The sequence below is a fragment of the Shewanella insulae genome (assembly GCF_009831655.1).
In the GTDB taxonomy this organism is placed as follows: Bacteria; Pseudomonadota; Gammaproteobacteria; order Enterobacterales; family Shewanellaceae; genus Shewanella; species Shewanella insulae.
On sequence record NZ_WRPA01000004.1, the window covers coordinates 30,241 to 46,299 of the forward strand.

Annotated in this window: 15 protein-coding genes; 6 read left to right on the plus strand and 9 right to left on the minus strand. The window is 52.1% G+C overall.

The window, feature by feature from the left end:
• Positions 1–95 precede the first annotated feature (95 nt).
• Entirely contained in the window at positions 96–608 is a 513-nt protein-coding gene (locus tag GNT65_RS05900; protein WP_160794334.1) for a YgjV family protein, read from the plus strand.
• A gap of 152 nt (positions 609–760) precedes the next feature.
• On the opposite strand, the gene GNT65_RS05905 is transcribed toward GNT65_RS05900, so the two are convergent.
• From GNT65_RS05905 to GNT65_RS05920, 4 genes are all read right to left on the minus strand, one after another.
• Positions 761–2,122 (minus strand): DUF3300 domain-containing protein, encoded by a 1,362-nt coding sequence (locus tag GNT65_RS05905; RefSeq protein WP_160794336.1) that lies wholly within the window; start codon positions 2,120–2,122, stop codon positions 761–763.
• Positions 2,123–2,270: 148 nt separating this feature from the next.
• Positions 2,271–3,683, minus strand: coding sequence for an ATP-binding protein (locus tag GNT65_RS05910; protein ID WP_160794338.1), 1,413 nt, complete (start codon positions 3,681–3,683; stop codon positions 2,271–2,273).
• Positions 3,684–3,700: 17 nt separating this feature from the next.
• On the minus strand, positions 3,701–4,381 hold the full coding sequence (locus GNT65_RS05915) for a response regulator transcription factor (protein WP_160794340.1): 681 nt from the start codon (positions 4,379–4,381) through the stop codon (positions 3,701–3,703).
• A gap of 24 nt (positions 4,382–4,405) precedes the next feature.
• Entirely contained in the window at positions 4,406–4,723 is a 318-nt protein-coding gene (locus GNT65_RS05920; RefSeq protein ID WP_181006175.1) for a PepSY domain-containing protein, read from the minus strand.
• A 262-nt stretch (positions 4,724–4,985) separates the two neighbouring features.
• Here GNT65_RS05920 and GNT65_RS20515 point away from each other — a divergent pair, with 262 nt between their 5' ends.
• The 3 genes from GNT65_RS20515 to GNT65_RS05935 all read left to right on the plus strand — a co-directional run bounded on the left by GNT65_RS20515 (position 4,986) and on the right by GNT65_RS05935 (position 7,665).
• On the plus strand, positions 4,986–5,948 hold the full coding sequence (locus GNT65_RS20515) for a choice-of-anchor H family protein (RefSeq protein WP_244952108.1): 963 nt from the start codon (positions 4,986–4,988) through the stop codon (positions 5,946–5,948).
• Positions 5,949–6,101: 153 nt separating this feature from the next.
• Entirely contained in the window at positions 6,102–6,896 is a 795-nt protein-coding gene (locus tag GNT65_RS05930) for a cytochrome b/b6 domain-containing protein (protein WP_160794342.1), read from the plus strand.
• A gap of 238 nt (positions 6,897–7,134) precedes the next feature.
• The gene (locus GNT65_RS05935) at positions 7,135–7,665 is read left to right on the plus strand and encodes an outer membrane beta-barrel protein (protein ID WP_160794344.1); all 531 of its coding nucleotides are present in this window, start codon (positions 7,135–7,137) and stop codon (positions 7,663–7,665) included.
• 68 nt (positions 7,666–7,733) lie between these two features.
• Here the strand turns inward: GNT65_RS05935 and GNT65_RS05940 are convergent, their stop codons facing one another.
• Positions 7,734–8,573 (minus strand): sulfotransferase domain-containing protein, encoded by an 840-nt coding sequence (locus tag GNT65_RS05940; protein ID WP_160794346.1) that lies wholly within the window; start codon positions 8,571–8,573, stop codon positions 7,734–7,736.
• A gap of 404 nt (positions 8,574–8,977) precedes the next feature.
• On the opposite strand from GNT65_RS05940, the gene GNT65_RS05945 reads away from it, so the two are divergent.
• Positions 8,978–11,416, plus strand: coding sequence for a TonB-dependent receptor (locus GNT65_RS05945; protein WP_160794348.1), 2,439 nt, complete (start codon positions 8,978–8,980; stop codon positions 11,414–11,416).
• 130 nt (positions 11,417–11,546) lie between these two features.
• Here GNT65_RS05945 and GNT65_RS05950 read toward each other — a convergent pair whose 3' ends face one another.
• Positions 11,547–12,353, minus strand: a complete 807-nt coding sequence (locus GNT65_RS05950; RefSeq protein WP_160794350.1) for a molybdate ABC transporter substrate-binding protein — start codon at positions 12,351–12,353, stop codon at positions 11,547–11,549.
• Between the two features lie 417 nt (positions 12,354–12,770).
• On the opposite strand from GNT65_RS05950, the gene GNT65_RS05955 reads away from it, so the two are divergent.
• A complete protein-coding gene (locus tag GNT65_RS05955) occupies positions 12,771–13,358 on the plus strand; it encodes a lipid-binding SYLF domain-containing protein (protein ID WP_160794352.1) in 588 nt (195 codons plus the stop codon).
• A gap of 71 nt (positions 13,359–13,429) precedes the next feature.
• Here the strand turns inward: GNT65_RS05955 and GNT65_RS05960 are convergent, their stop codons facing one another.
• From GNT65_RS05960 to GNT65_RS05970, 3 genes are all read right to left on the minus strand, one after another.
• Positions 13,430–13,567 carry a hypothetical protein gene (locus tag GNT65_RS05960; RefSeq protein WP_160794354.1) on the minus strand — a complete coding sequence of 46 codons (138 nt, stop codon included), beginning with the start codon at positions 13,565–13,567 and terminating at the stop codon, positions 13,430–13,432.
• A 324-nt stretch (positions 13,568–13,891) separates the two neighbouring features.
• Positions 13,892–14,143, minus strand: coding sequence for a hypothetical protein (locus GNT65_RS05965; RefSeq protein ID WP_160794356.1), 252 nt, complete (start codon positions 14,141–14,143; stop codon positions 13,892–13,894).
• A 141-nt stretch (positions 14,144–14,284) separates the two neighbouring features.
• The gene (locus GNT65_RS05970; RefSeq protein ID WP_160794358.1) at positions 14,285–15,919 is read right to left on the minus strand and encodes a methyl-accepting chemotaxis protein; all 1,635 of its coding nucleotides are present in this window, start codon (positions 15,917–15,919) and stop codon (positions 14,285–14,287) included.
• Between the last annotated feature and the right edge of the window lie 140 nt (positions 15,920–16,059).

Genomic DNA, 16,059 nt, shown 5'->3' on the forward strand with positions numbered 1-16,059 from the left:
TAAGATCGCCCCGGCTTATCTTAAGTTAATGCGTCGCATCGACAACCTGTTACATACTGCCGACATCTTTTGCACGTTGAAGTCTTAGGTGGTGTATGTCGGTATTTCTTCTGTCCCAATGTCTGATCGCGATAGCCATAGTGACAGACATTCTCTCTTTTCAATTCAAGCAGAAGCGTCACATAGTGCTCTGTCTCGCGCTGTCTGGGGTCTTGATTAGCATTCACTTTGCCTTGCTGCTCCAGTGGACGGCAGCCGGGCTCATGTTGGTCGCCGCGATTCGCTACCTGGTGACCGTATTTTCTCACTCACGACGCCTGCTCTGGCTGTTCCTGGGGATAAATAGCCTGATCGCCATGTTTACCTATGCCGGCCCCTTGAGCCTGATTAGCTTTGTCGGCAGCTGCACCCAGACCATAGCCGCCTTCTGTCCGAGGGACCAGCAGTTGAGGCAGCTGATGATAGTGGGGACAAGTATCTGGCTGCTTAACAATTATCTGGTGGGATCGCCGACGGCTGTACTGATGGAGCTGCTGTTTATCGGCAGCAATCTGGTGGGCTACTATCGTTTCTATGGCTTGCCTTGGCGTCCTAGGCTCGCAGATTAAGGCTGGTAGATTTAGGTGAAAAGGGAGCGGGTTCCGAGTATTGCTGAACTGATTCGAGAAAAGTGGCGGCGGTGATTGCCACCGCCCCAACGCTTGCTCTTTCGTAGGCAAGCTCTCCCAACTTAACAGCTCCCTACTTGGCGACTTACCGCTTAGTTATCCCGCTGCTTAGTTCGGCCCTGCTGGCTGTGGGATGAGGCGCCGCGGCCGTTATTGGCATGGTGACTCCTCGCCCGCTGAGGGCTCTTTACATCGCGCTGATGGCTTTTTATATCGCGCTGATGGCTCCTCTCTCTTTGATAACTCTTCGGCTGATGGCTCTTTATATCGCGCTGATGGCTCTTTGCTTTACTCCAGTCTTTAGTTCGGTTATTGGCTTTGGTGCTCGATGAGCGGTTAGCCTGGTCATTGAGGCTGAGCCTGTCGCGCTTCTCATAATATTTGGTTGGCGCCTTATGCGCGTTTTGACGACGGTCATGCTGGCCACGCGCGTCGCTCAGCTTGTGGCTGAATTTCTGCTCGCGGCGTTTCTGGATCTGCGCCGCGTTGTAGTGCTTAGCATGGCTAGGCTTGGCCTGCTTTGAATTGGAATAGCGATTCACGCTGCTGTTGTGTTTTACGTCATAACGGTTATGGCGGTACTTGCCGTAGCGAGCCTTAACCTTAGGCGAGCGATATGCGACTCCGTGTCTATGCACCGGCTTATGGTGCCAACGCTGTGCGCCATTGCTGGTTACGATTCGGCTATGAGGACGGTAGCGATTCGTATGATGGTGATGGGTCACCACAATGTGGCGCCGATGCCAGCTAAAGGCACTGAAGAAATAGTTAAAGCTGATATGTATGCCGCTATTGAAATAGAAGTGTCCCGAAATATGCCCCGGATAATAACGGGTGTAACGAGGTGGATAGGCCCAATACACTGGCGGATAGTTGTACCAGTGCCAATGGCCGTAGACCACACGGGTGTCATAGTAAGGCACATAGATCACCTCACGCTGTACAGGCTCGATAACGATCTGACGATTGACCTTAGTCACCCTCATATTCTCCATATCGTCGAAGGCGTTGGCGCGCTCGGCCTGCTGTCTAAGGCGCTGAATGCTGTCCAGTACCTGGCCCTCGTTTTGTAGGAAGGCATCGCCCAGCTTCTGGGTCCACTCGAGGTCATCACTCAGGCGTTGCAGCAGATCGGGGAAGGCGACCAAGGCGGTGACGCTGGGATCCCAGTCCTGCTTCTCAGCGCGGTTAACCGCCTCGGCGCTCTCAAGGGACTTATGTTTGTTGCGCCAGCGATTGGCCTGTACCACTTCCAGTGGATAGGTGGAGGCGATCAAGATGTGGGTGAGTAGGCTGTCGGGATACAGGGCAATGGGGGCCAGCATCTGCGCCAACTCGGCGTCGCTAAATTGGATCTCTTGAACAGCGTCTTCTGCCCGCGACACTGAAGGGGTAAGCAGTGACTGTGAAAGGGCAATGAGCAGGAGCAAAGTCCATTGTCTGATGCTTTTCATAACGTCTCCTAGGCTTATCTGTCATTGGATTTACTCAGATAATAAAAGGCCCAAGATGAACATTAGCTGAAAGCTAAAAATAGAGGGGCAAATAAGTGCTGAATCGAGCTGAAATCGCTGTTGGTACTGGCTCTTGCTCAAGCTCTGGCTATTGGGCGAACTGCTGGGGGAAGCTCAAGATGAACTTGGCGCCGCCAAGCGTCTCCGAGCTGTCTATGGTGAGCTCTCCCTGATAGCTCTGTACTAAGTCGCAGACTATGGCGAGCCCTATACCATGCCCCTTCTCGTAGGTATCGGCGCGTCGCCCGCGCTCGAGTATGGTCTGACGTTGCTCAGGGCTAACGCCGGCGCCGTCATCTTCGACCCAGATGATGAGTTTGCCCTGCTCGGATGTGATGCTCAGTGTGACCCTGCTGCGGGCAGCCTTGCAGGCATTATCCAGCAGGTTACCCAGCATCTCGGTGAGATCGCTCTGATCGCCGTAGAAGATCTGAGTATCTTCCGGGGCCTTGCCGTAGCTGAGGGCTACCCCGGGATGGATCTTGACCAGGGTACGCAGCAGCTTGTCGGAGACCTGGCTGACCTTGATCCCCAGGTGCCATGCGTTGCCGGCGGCGCTCTGGGCCCGCTTTAGCTGGTGGCCTATGGTGCGATTGATCTGTCCGATCTGCTCGAGTGAGGTGGGGCTGAGATCTTTCTGGCTCTGAATCACCGCCAGCGGCGTCTTGAGGCTGTGGGCCAAGTCAGAGAGGGCATTACGATAGCGGCTGCGTTGGCGTTGCTCAGTGCTGAGCAGGGTGTTGAGCTGTGTGGCCACCGCCTGCAGTTCATTGGGGTAGTGGCCGCTGAGTTGCTCCGCCTCGCCCCGTTGCACCTGTTGTAGCTCTTCTCTGAAGCGTGCCAGAGGTTTTAATGTCCAGACCAGCCAGGCAAACTGAATCGCCAGCAGTAGCAGCATCAGTACGAACAGCCAGCTCCAAAGATGCTGGCTAAAGGCCGAGAGTTGCTGGGCCACGCCGTCGAGATCTTTGATGATGTGGACGGTGACCGGCGCGCTCTGGCGCTGGGCCTCGCCGGGGGCGAAGCGTACGCTGAAGCTGTAGATGAGATGGGGCCGTTGCTCTAGCATCAGCTCGCCAAATTCGCTGCGTCCTACCTTTGGGTGTGGCAGGGGCGCTGTGAGCTTCATCCCTAGAAAGGAGTTTGACGACCAGAGGGGCTCAAAGTTGGCTGGGTTATTGTCCTGACGGACACTATCAGTTTGGTTATTGTCCTGACGGACAATAATGGCATAGAGGCCCGAGCCTATGACATTGAACTGATTTTCCAGTAGGGCCTCTGGCATATAGAGCCTACCCTCTTCCATCTCAGCCACTGCCAAAACCGAATAGAGATAGGCACTTAGCTGCTCTCTGACGTTAGTCATCACCTGTTGTTTAAAGGCGTTATTAAGCGCGACACCTATGGTGGGAAGGAGCAGCAGTATCAGCAGCAGGGCGCTGAGGATCAGGCGAACCCTGAGGGAGTTGAGTTTGCCCTGTGGGGCGCGCAGGCTGCTCATCAAGTGACCTCGAAAGCTTAACTGTTATCCAGTGGCTTGAGGCGGTAGCCCTGGCCACGCAATGTCTCGATGAGACCATACTGACCTTCGGGGTCGAGCTTCTTACGCAGACGGCGGATGAAGACCTCTATGACGTTGGAATCTAGGTCGAAATCCTGATCATAGATGTGTTCGATCAATATGCTCTTGGACTTCACCTCGCCGATATGCAGCATGAAATACTCGAACAGCTTGTACTCAGAGCCGCTTAGGCTGACATCCTGGTCGCCAAACTTGATCTCATGGCTGCTGGTGTTGAGAGAGTAGGGCCCGTTTTGTATCACTGGGCTGGATTTACCCGCCGCGCGGCGGATCAGCGCCTTGAGCCTGGCCACCAGCTCTTCGGGATGAAATGGCTTGGTCAGATAGTCATCGGCGCCGGCATCCAGGCCTTCGACCTTGTCCTGCCAGTTGTCGCGGGCGGTCAGGATCAGTATGGGATAGTCTATCCCTTCCTCTCTGAGCCTGGCGATAAGCGCGATACCATCCAGCTTAGGTAGGCCCACATCGATAATGGCGGCGTCGTAGGGATACTCTTGTCCCTGAAACAGGCCCTCTTCGCCATCGCTGGCGATATCTAAGGTGTAGTTGGCATCGAGTAGGTGTTGTCTCAGGTTTTCCTGCAGGGCTAAATCGTCTTCAACCAGTAATAATCGCATCGGCGTGTCCTTTCTTAGGCTGGGTTATCGTTTGCTCATCTGTCCCGTGACGGCATCTATTGCGACATAGAAGACAACGCCATCTTTACTGAGCAACTTGGCGCGGTAGCCTGGGTTGCCATTGACCCGCGCTGCTTGCACACTCAATACCTTGGCATTAAAGCGTCCCTTGACCATCTGGGCGGCCTGCTGACGATTTTTAACACGCAGATTTTGATGAGTATTTTTCTGAGCCGCCATCAAGATGCTGCTACTGGCCGCCGATATTCCATAGCCTGCACTGTTTCCTTTTAGGGGAAACAGGAGTGACGCTATGGCGATCAATATTAGGGCTGGTTTCATCAAAATCACCTGTGTTGAATTCTTCGGACAGTGTAAAAGATCCTATAAAAATAAGAAACATATGCCGCGAATCTCCATGCTCACCAGAGTAAAGAGGCAAGTGTGCTTTTTCATTGTTATCTTGTGCAGATGAACAAGAGCTGAATGTTCAATTTTACGCCATCTTATTGAATAGGCTGATTTTTAATGTTCAGCTTATGTTCATTTTCGATCGCTTCTAATGGTCTTAAGCAAGACGCAGCCCGTTTTATGGAGATTGATTATGAACAGACTCACGATGAAAACTAGCCAGCATCTGGTAACTAAGATGCCCTCAACTGAGATGTCTTCAACTAAGACCCCCTCTGCTCTGGGCAAGCTGTATAGCGCCATCAAGGCTACTGCCTTACTGACCATGCTGAGCAGCGGCTCAGCCCTGGCCGCCGACAATCTTGGTGAGAATACAGCTTTAGTCGGCTCGGCATCGACCAGCGTAGTGCAGGATGAACAGACCCTGGCCCAAGGTTTTAGCCATGCCGGGCAGAGTATGACCGGCTCGCAGCAGGCGAGCGCCGAGCTGCTCAAACAGCTGGAGGTGAAACTTGCCCCGCGCAAGACACGTGAGCAGGTGATTGCCGAGCGCCAGGCGCTGACACTCAGCGCAGAGCAAGGCTCAGAGATTGGCACTAAGACGCTCAAATCCTCCGCTCAGCGTCTCGAGGCGGGGATCTACCATGAATTTGCTATCTATGAGGCCAGCAGCCGCTTATTCGAAGATGTCGATTATGATGGTTTCTATCGCACCTTCAGCGTGACCTTCGATGCCGATGTCCACAGTTATTACCTGGGTGAGCATGCCGATGTCTATGCCGATCTCTATTTGAGTCGTAATGGCGGCCCCTGGGAGCTGTATCACACCACAGATGTGTTCACCATAGTGGACGATGCCAGCGACGATGATTTTGAGGTGCTCACTACCTTGCATACTGGCTATCCGACGGACCATTACGATGTGCTGATCGACCTGTATGAGGTGGGCTACAGTGATATCGTCGCCACCATCAGCAGCGATGATCTGGATGATCTCTATGCCCTGCCGCTGGAGAGTGCCGATCGCGACCAATATGTGGTCGAAGAGGTGGTCACCGAAGTCGAGGTGAGTGGTGGAAGCCTCTCTGTGGGCTGGCTGTTCGGGCTACTGGGGTTGGGCTGGTTGAGCCTTATCAGACGCCGCCAGCAGGGTTAACAAAGTTATCGAGATCTTCCTTCGTCGCAAGGTTAATTAACCATAAAAAAATTAAGGTTAAGTTGCCTTGCCATGAAGCATATTTCACAAAATTTTTCCCTCAAGGGGCGTATATTAACAGCCACTGGGTAAACGTCTGAAATGGGGGAGACGATGTCACACGAGGCGATTAATCAACAAGACGCTAACCACTTGGCGGCTAGTCAAGGGGCCGTCAGTCAAAGAGGCGTCAGTCAAGAGGTTAAGGTTTACAAGGTATGGGACAGGCCCACTCGGCTATTTCACTGGATAAACCTTGGTTTAGTCATGGTACTGATCTTTATCGGCATGGTGATGTTATTTAAGGGTGATATCGGCATCAGTGGGCTGGAAGCCAAGATAGGCCTGAAGAAACTGCATGTCTGGGTCGGTTACTTGTTTGCCATTAACCTGAGTATCAGGCTGATCTGGGGAGTTATCGGCAGTCATAGCGCCCGCCTGAGTCAGTTTCTCCCGGATCTCAAGGGGCTGTCTCGTTACAAGGCCAAGCTGGCCAAGGGTGGCTCGCCTCAGTATCTGCATCATAATCCCATGGGACGTCTGGCCATCTTTGCCATGATGCTATTGTTGGTGACCATCATGTTGACCGGCCTGGTGCGCGCCGGAACCGATATCTACTACCCGCCATTTGGCGGTGCAGTCAGTGATTACATCGCCCAGCCCGGCGTCGAGGGTGCCAGCATCAAGCCCTATGATGATACCGGCGTCGATGGGAAGAAAGTGGCGATATTGAAACCCTATAAGTCGCTGGCTGGCAAGGTGCACCTGTATAGCGTCTATCTGTTGATCTTGATGATAGTGCTACATATTGCCGGGGTGATAGTGGCCGAAATCAAACATCAACCTGGCTTAGTGTCGGCGATGATATCGGGCAATAAGCCCCTTACCGGGCCCGCCGAGGATGAATAGCCTGTAAAGATTTGACCTATAGAGCAAGCCTGAATAGTCGGGCTACAGAATCTTTAGGCCTGGCAATTCCAGAGAAAATGCAGCCTTGGCTGCATTTTTTTGGGTCTGATTTCTCCCGCATGGGTGCAGGGAGTCTTTGGTTTGAGCTTAATGAAAGTAACAATTAAAGACTTAATTTTATGCGATTTTTACCTTAGTATGTTGGTCACTTGTAAATACTTTGTTTCTGGGGGAAAGCATGAAGCGCGCATCTTTGTTGGCACTGTCTCTGGCAAGCCTAATCGCATCGGGATCTGCGATGGCGGCCGCCGACTTCGAGGGGTTTTATCTAGGAGGTTTGGCGGGGTATTCTCAGCTTGAGGCAGGAGAGTTTGACGAGTCGGCCGTCAGTTATGGCCTCTATGGTGGTTACTATTTCAGTAAGAATTTCGCCGTCGAGAGTACCTATGTTCGCACCGACAACTTTGTTGACGTAGGGGATGTGAAGGCCAATCAATTGTCTGTCGCGGCCAAGTTTCACCATTATTTTAATGACACATACTCTATGTTTATCAAGGCGGGCTTGGCGGCTACCAAGATTGAGGCCGACCTAGACTATGACGGCAACGGCTGGTTGTGGGGCACGGGCTTTAATATGGCGCTCGATAACGGTATCAATGTGCGTATCGCCTATGAGATGCTATACACAGACCTAGATGCCACAGGGCTCGAGCAGGAGATAGAAAGCGACTGGGGCAATGTCTACCTCGGGGTTCATTATCAGTTTTAAAAGACCCGTCTGATTAGCTCAATAAAAACGCAGCCATGGCTGCGTTTTTTTGTGGGTGAAGGCTTGGGTTATTTACCCGGCAGGTATTTGAACCTCGCCATCTGCTCGCCATGATGCTCGATAATTTTCGCCACCTGTTCGTCGCTCAGTACCTGACGCCACTGATTCTTGCTGCCTTGGCGGAAGAAAGACTTGGCATTCTCATGTTTCTCAACAAAGCCGCGTTTGGTTTCCTGAGCCTTAAGCTGAGCGAAGGAGGAGTGCTTGATGGCGTTCTTGAGTCGGTTGGGGTCTTTCTTCAGGCCGAGAAAAGATTCTATTTTACGAAACACCTTCTTGGGATTATCTAAGATATCTTCGTAGCGCAGGATCAACTTGGCTTCTTCTGGGTCTTGGGTCCAACTGGCGACATGCATAGACCAGGAGGTGATCACCTGGGGCACGTTATCGGACTCGTTGGGGGTACCTGTCATATCTTCGGCCATGTAGGAGATAGTTTCATCTATGCTGTAACCGAAATAGTTGGCCATAGAGACGGTGACATCTAAGGGATTTCGTACTATGTAGATGGAGCCCGAGGTCACCGAGGAGTTATGCAGTGGATACTCTTTATAGGTGCCCAAGTAATTGTGGGTCTTTACGAAGGTGGTGCCGTGAGCCTGCATGGCGATATCGGCCTGTACTACAGGTCTGAGGGCGCAGATCTCCTCAAGGCTGAGATCTGTCGTCTTACGACCATCTTGCAGGTGCGCTTGAAAGCGGTGCGCTGCCGACTCGGCGGTCGAGATCTTGTGCATCGTGTTGATGTCGATCCCCTGCTCGGCGTTCTGGATATAGTTTTCAAGGAAGGCGCGAACCCAGGTGTTGCCCGATTTGGGATAGGAGGCGACCCAAAGAATATTCCCCATCAAAAAGTCCTTTCATTATTCTTGTGACTAGTTGGACGTATATGTGTCCGGGTACAGGCATATGAAACTACCGATTTGCAGGACAAATGGCAAGGTGAAGGCGGCTCTCTCGTTAAGCATCTGGTGTTGATTGAAAAACAGTCATCTTGAGTGTCTTGTAGTTCGAGACGAGAGTACCGTAGTCAGTCATGGCTACATTTTTTATGGCCAGCTCCTGTGCATGGCGGCATAAATATTGTGTATATCCAGCCTATGGGTGAATTTACATTGTAAAAAAGTTAGATAAATTTCTTTTAAAACAAATACAAAGTTTCTACATAGGTATCATCTGTGATCTGCCTCATTGTAACGTTAGTGATAATCGTTATCATTTGCGCCTAATTCTTATGGGGGATCTTTATCAGATGAAACAGATGCGCTTATCAGCAGTCGCGCTAGGGTGTGCCGTGTCCTTGTCGGTTGCGGCGGAACAAAATTATTCCAGTATTGAACAACCAGCCTCGGCAGACGTCGAACGAATCACAGTATATGGTCGGCAAAACAGAGTCGTGATGAATTCCGGCCTGGCGACTAAATCAGACATGTCCTTGATGGAAACGCCAGCGGCGGTGGTGATAGTCGATGAGGAGTTGATCAATACACAGGGGGCGACCGAGTTACAAGAGCTGCTACGCAACATCAGTGGTGTGACTCAGGCCGGGAATAACTATGGTATCGGCGACAACATAGTGATTCGTGGCTTGGGCGCTAACTATACCTATGACGGCATGTATGGTGGGGCCGGATTGGGTAACAGCTTCAACCCGACGCGTTCATTGACTAATGTCGAATCTGTTGAGGTGCTAAAAGGCCCTGCTACCGGCCTCTACGGCATGGGAAGTGCCGGTGGTGTGATTAATCTGATCGAGAAGAAGCCGACATTCAATGATAAGCATGAGGTGACTGCCGAGCTAGGCCAATGGGATAGCTATTCCCTGGGCATCGACAGCACGGCGGCGATCAATGACCAAGTGGCTTACCGTTTGGTGGCAAAGCATGCTCGGAGTGATGGGTATCGAGAGATAGGTACTGACAGAGACGAGGCTTATGGCTCTTTGAAATTCTTGCTTAGCGACGATCAGGATCTCATGCTCAGTGCGGCCTATATCAAAGATGCAATTGCGGTGGACTCTATCGGTCATCCTATCCGTATTTACAATGCCGCATCGGTAGGCGGTAAGTCGGCGGGAGAGGTGAGTTGGCAGGATCTGGTCAATGATGCATCGAGTGCCGGCCTACAGTTAAGCGATGAACAGCGCCAACAGCTGGCGGAGTCGCTATCGGCTTCAGATGGATTGACGCCCTATGCCTTCGGTGAGGCGGGGATCATTTCGCCGATGGCGAAAGACAATGAGGGTGAGGAGTTAAGGTTTAAGCTGACCCACAATATCTTTCTCGCCGACAATCTTTTCCTTAATCAGCAGTTACAGTATCGCGACTATCAGTCGGGGTTTGCCCGCCAGACAGGTGCCTACAACTATGTCTATTGGAACCGTAAAGGCGTGATCAACAGCGACCCCAGAGCCCCGTTAGTGGTTGATGATCGTCTCTATCCGTTTGCCGCCCGTCGTCAAGAATATCGTCAGGTTCAGGCCGACGAGACCTCATGGCAGTATTTTGCCGATCTGCGTTATGACTTTAGCTTTGCAGGAATAGATAACGAGCTGTTAGTTAACGCCAACTTCGAAGATCGCAATATTCGCTTCAAGCAATACTCCATCTATGATGCGGATAAGCTGATCAAGAATAAGGCCGGAGAGGTGATCTATCAGGGACAATTGCCTTATATTTTCGATATTCGCTCACCAAACTGGGCTGAGGGACAGTTTGAAGATTATGATCCCCTGATGACCAGTAACTACAACAAGAAGGTGCAGGCATGGGGTGTTGGCCTACAACATGTGGGTTACTTTGATTTTGGCATCACCACGCGTGTCGGAATCGCCTTCAATGATATTACTCAGCGCTACCAGCATTATGGTGTCGATGCTCGCTATAGCACCAGTCGGGCGCAGCCTTCGCCGGAAGCCGATACTTCCGATGATGGTGTGACCTATAACCTGGGCGTTACCTATATGCCTAATGATGATTGGTCATTCTTTATCAATCATGCCAAGGGACGCACCGCGTATAGCATTCTGGGCAGCCTCAAGGGTGATGGTGCGGATCGAGAAGATTCAGAGTCGATCAGCAACGATTTCGGCGTACGCTTCAAGGCTTTCGACGACCAGCTGCTGGCCTCGCTCGTGGTGTTTGAAAGTTCACGAACGAACTTGCAATACAATAACAAAGACTATGAGGCGGGCGTATCGGGTCCGGAAGTGGCTCAGTATTACTATGACGGCAGTGAAGAGACGAAAGGGGTTGAGCTGGATCTGAATGCTCACCTTGGCGAGCGTTGGTCGATCAATGTCAATGGTGTCTATCAAGATGCCAGAGACAAGCAAGATCCGAACAAGAGCAGCTTCGATACGCGTCAGAAGGGGGTCCCCTATGTGACCGCCAGCACCTGGGTGACCTATGATGCCGACTGGTTTAAGCTGCCGAGCCCGCTCAGTGTCAGCCTGGGTGCCAAATATGTCGATGAGCGCAGTACTCATTCATCTTCCTTTGGGATCCCCGACGGTTATGTGCCGAGTTATACCGTGATGGATGCCGCCATCAGTTATCAAGCTGACAACTGGCGAGTGCAGTTGAATCTGAATAATCTGCTCGATGAAGCCTACTATGAGAAAGCCATGTTCTTAGGTGGCATGCCGGGTGCCGAGCGCAACGCTAAGCTGAGCCTAAGCTATCGCTTATAACTCGCTCTATTGCCATTAACGATAGGTAACAAAAAAACGCAGCCATAGGGCTGCGTTTTTTATGCATTTAACGGAGGATATCCGCGATCCGACAGGCAGGTAGGTAGGCGCACAGGATCAGATAAAAATGCTAAGGCAGGTTCGGCGTATCGAAGCCATAGTCAGCTAGGATACTTTGCCCTTGGGGAGAGAGAATGAACAGAGCTAACTCGGCCGCATTGGCCTGGGCACCATGGATAAGGGTTAAGCCGTAGTTAGCGCCGACGCTCAGGTTTTCTGGCAGCTGCACTATCTTGAGGGGATTAACCTCTTTCTGTGCCAGCACGGCGTTGGTGCAGTAGGTGAGGAAGATATCCGCTCGCTTGTTCTCCATCACCCAGCCATAGGGGTTACGGCCTTTTGGTGGCTTGGCGCTGTGGGGGCCGCCGGTTAGTTGGAGAGCCTTGGTTTCTAGCTGCTGCTGAGCACCGGGAGAGAGGCTCTCGGCGCGCTCGAATACCTTAAAGGCGTAATCTCCGGCGGGATCCGCCTTAGGGGTCGAGGTGCCAAGACGTATCTTGCTGTTTAGCATCTGACTGAGCAAGGTGTCGCTTGTCAGAGCGACTTCGGGTTGCGCCAGGGCACAGAGTTTGTTGCGGGCAAACATCACCACATCGCCGCTGCGTGATGCCTGATTTAAGGTGGTGGGATGTTTCATGTTGGCCGAGGCAAAGAGGTCCACCTTCTCACCCGACTCGATACGCGCTCGAAGTAGCCCTGAGGGAGCAAACTGAGGTGCCACTTGGCTATCGTTCTTCGCCTGGTAGGCGTCAATTACCTCTGTCATGGCGGCCTTGAGGCTGCCGGCGGCGCGAAATTCGATGGGCGCCTCAACGGCTATCACCTGTGTGCTCAAGCCAGCAACGAGAAGTGTGCCCAGAAACCACTGATATTTCATGATGTAAAATCCCTGTTTGTCATAGATGGCCCTATCAAACCCGAGTTTATGCCTCCGGGCAATAGTGGGATCAGGCCGGGGAGTCAAGTTGCAACAGGGATCGCTGAATTAGGTATTCTACGAGACAAAATGTCGCGACACTTAGCTGCTATGAAATGGTTTTTAAGGGCAAGCCATGTGCCAGGCCGACGGTGCAATCTTCCTGATTGAGCGTCACCATCTCAGGGCCTTATTCGCCGGTAACCGTTCGCGTTGCTATCAATTTGCCAATCACCTCTCACTATTGCAGATCCAGATTGCTTTGTCTGGCTGCATAGCTATATTAGGCGCGGCCTCAAGGGGCTTTGTTTATTTTCTTTTTATTCAATTGGTTACATTTGTTTTCACACTTTGTGTGAGCGTTAATAGAGAGTGGGTATGTTTACATCTTCGACAAGAAAGACACTTATGGCCTTTATTGGGGTAACACTCGTTACGGGTTGCGCTACCGGTAATACGCCCGAGGCCAAGAAGGCGAATGCGCATCAGGAGACGCAGCAGGCCTTAGCGAGTATCTATGGGCAGCATCCCGGTGCTAAGACTGCCGTGGCCAACTCAGTTGCACATGTGGTTTGTACCGGCAGTAACAGTTATCTGTTCGCCTTGTCGAACGGGGGTGGGATCTGTGTGCTCAGCGAAGGTGGTAAGAAAAGCTACTATCGCTTCGCGACAGGTGGCGTAGGAGCAGGTATAGGCTGGAAACAGGTCGCCTTTGTGCAGGCCTTCATGAAGCGCGATGCGCTGAAGAGATTCAAGGATTCAGGTTATGAGGGCCAGGCCCAGGCGGAAGCCAGTGCCAAATATGAGGAGAATGGCGATCAGCTGTCGGCTAATCAATCGATGGATCTCGATGGGGTGAAAACCTACCAGGTCAATCTGTTGGGGGCCGCGGCGCAGGCAACGGTACAAGGCTATAAGTACTGGCCAACCGATTTTACCGAAGACTTTATGCAGAACAGAGGCTAGCCCTTATCCCGTCGGCACAATCACCAGAGTCTCGGCGGTTGATGTCGACGGTTTTGCCCTCTAGTGAAGGCCTAGTTTTGGTAGATAAGCAGACCAATCAGTTGGCCGAAGAAAAATGCGCAGAGGCACAAGAGTCCCAGTAACGCTAGGGCTAGCAGAGGTTTAATGAGTTCTGGTGTGGCATTCCATGCCTTGAGCAGTGAAGTCATACTCGTCCCTTAGTTTGCAGAGTACGGTCCGGCTTGCTGTGGGTCTGCCCCATGCAAGTGTCGCCAGCCGAGTTTAAGCCTGGGCATAGGATAGCCAAAGATTGTGACACAATAAAGTCATGTGGGGCGTCTTTGGTCAGAGGTTTGACCTTGTCATTGACTGGAGAGGGCGACGAATAAGTTCTGCCTTTTTCCTTATTCCTTATTCCTTATTCCTTAGCCTCTTGCCTTTTGTCTTCGCGTCATCGTCTAGGCATAGGCTAGGTGATATGACTATGACTCGCGCAGGTGGTTAACTTCTTCCCATCTCTCACAATCGGTTCGTTACTTCATTATCGCCTTGCCACCGATGATCTTAAAGGCGGGGACGCCTCTAACTATTGTTTCGCGGGCAAAACATTGGTTGCAGCTTGGGCAGTGGCAGGGAACCTGGGTATGGTCAGTGACGATACGCTCCTTAAAGCATTTGACTAAGGCGCCTTTGCCGCCTTTTTGATACTTGAAGAGGCGTGTCTTGCATTGGGCGCAGAGGATCTCGACCGTGCGGCTGGGGGCTTTCTTGTTGGGTCGTGCCATCGTTATCTTGTCATCTTGAGTATCTGATCCGGCGGGAGCCGCCGAGTGATAGGAGGATTGTATGGCAAAGTGGTGTGTTTGGCTAAGCCAAAAGGGCCCTGGGCTATGCCTCAGGGCCAAGATTCAAGTGAGTGGCAGTCATTACGCCGTCTTGAAGTGGTCGACCATGCTTTTTAGCCCTAGGGAGAGTTGGCTCAACTCGTTACAGGCCTGAGCCGTCTGGCTGGCGCCCTGAGCGGCTTCTGCCGAGGAGAGATTGATGCGCTCTATATTCTGACTCAGATTCTCGGTTACCGAGTTCTGTTCGCTGCAAGCGCTGGCAATCTGAATATTCATCGCCGCAATTTGCGCGACGGCAACTTCTATCTCGCCAATCTTATCGCCGGCGGCCTGACTCTGAGTCATGCAATGATGGATCATCTCGCAGCTCTGTCTGGTAGCGTCGCAGGCCTCGACGGCCCCTTGTTGCAGCTTCTCGATAATCTCGACAATCTGACGAGTCGAATCCTGAGTCCTACCCGCCAGGGTGCGAACCTCGTCGGCAACGACGGCAAACCCTCGGCCTTGCTCGCCGGCCCGTGCGGCTTCGATAGCGGCGTTGAGCGCCAGCAGATTTGTCTGCTCGGCGATGCCACCAATCACATCGACCACCATAGAGATACTGGCGGAATCCTTCTCTAGTAGTGCCACCATTTCACCGGCCTCTTGGATCACTGTGGAGACCCGTTCGATGGCGAGGATATTCTGTTTGACCTCCTGATTGCCGCGGTCGGCAAATTCATTGGCGGCGTTGGCCGATGTCGAGGCGTCCTCTGTATTCATCGCGACCTCATTGACCGTCGCCTGCATCTGCTGCATGGCCGTGGCCACCATAGTGATCTCATTTTGCTGGTCTAGCATTCCTTGGGAGGACTGGGCCGAAATTGCGCTGACCTCTTCGATAGAGGCGCTGAGCTGTACCACGGCTGCACTGATCTCACTTACGAGTGTCGTCAGGCTGTTTTGCATGCTGATACAGGTGTCGGCAAGTTGACCGAATTCGTCGTTGCCTATCTGCTGGCGATCTATCTTGTGGGTTAAATCGCCATTGGCTATGGCTTGTGCCATCTGCATCACTGCGTGCAGGGGGGAGCGGATCTGCCTACCCAGCAAGAAGGTCATCAATGCCATCAACATAAATACCGCGGCTATACCTATGTAGGTCTTGATGCTGGTGCGACTCACTCCCGCTAAGGTACTGGCTCTATCTTCCTCTGTTCGGGCAACATTGATGGCGGTGAGTTGGTTTAAGGCATCTTGCATCTTGTTGAATTTCTTGTATGAACTGAGCAGGTAGGTGTTTGCACCGGCTAAGTCTTGCTGCAGCACTATCTCGTTGAAGCCACTCTGGGCGCTCAGGTACTCCTGCCAATATGTCTTGGCCTGCATGTATGCCTGGCGCTCATCGTCGGTTTTGATGCCTTTCTCGTAGGTGTCGATCATATTGGTGACATCTTGAATCATCCCGTCCGTTGTTTGCATCCAGCTCTTCATCGCGGGATCCCCTATGCTGGGCAGGAAGCTGAATTGATCGCGGCGAATGAAGATGGTGACAAACTTTATCTTCTCGACCAGGAGGACGTTGGGGAGTACCTCATCCGTCAGGGTTAGAATGTTATCTCGTGTCTGATTAAGCCCAGAGATCAGCAGCATGCTGAGCGCTACTATGGCAACGGCGATGCAGCTAAAGACGAGGGCTATCTTGTGGTTAACTGCTAGATTTTTAAGGTTGAACATGCCCTGATAACCTCATTTGTTGATGAAAAAAAGCCTTCGACAGAGCGAAGGCTGGGCCAAAAGGTAGTCGTACAGCGTTAAACGAACTCGGAGCTGACCCTAAAAGGTGGTCATCGACTATCGAATGAGGGTGGCGTCCG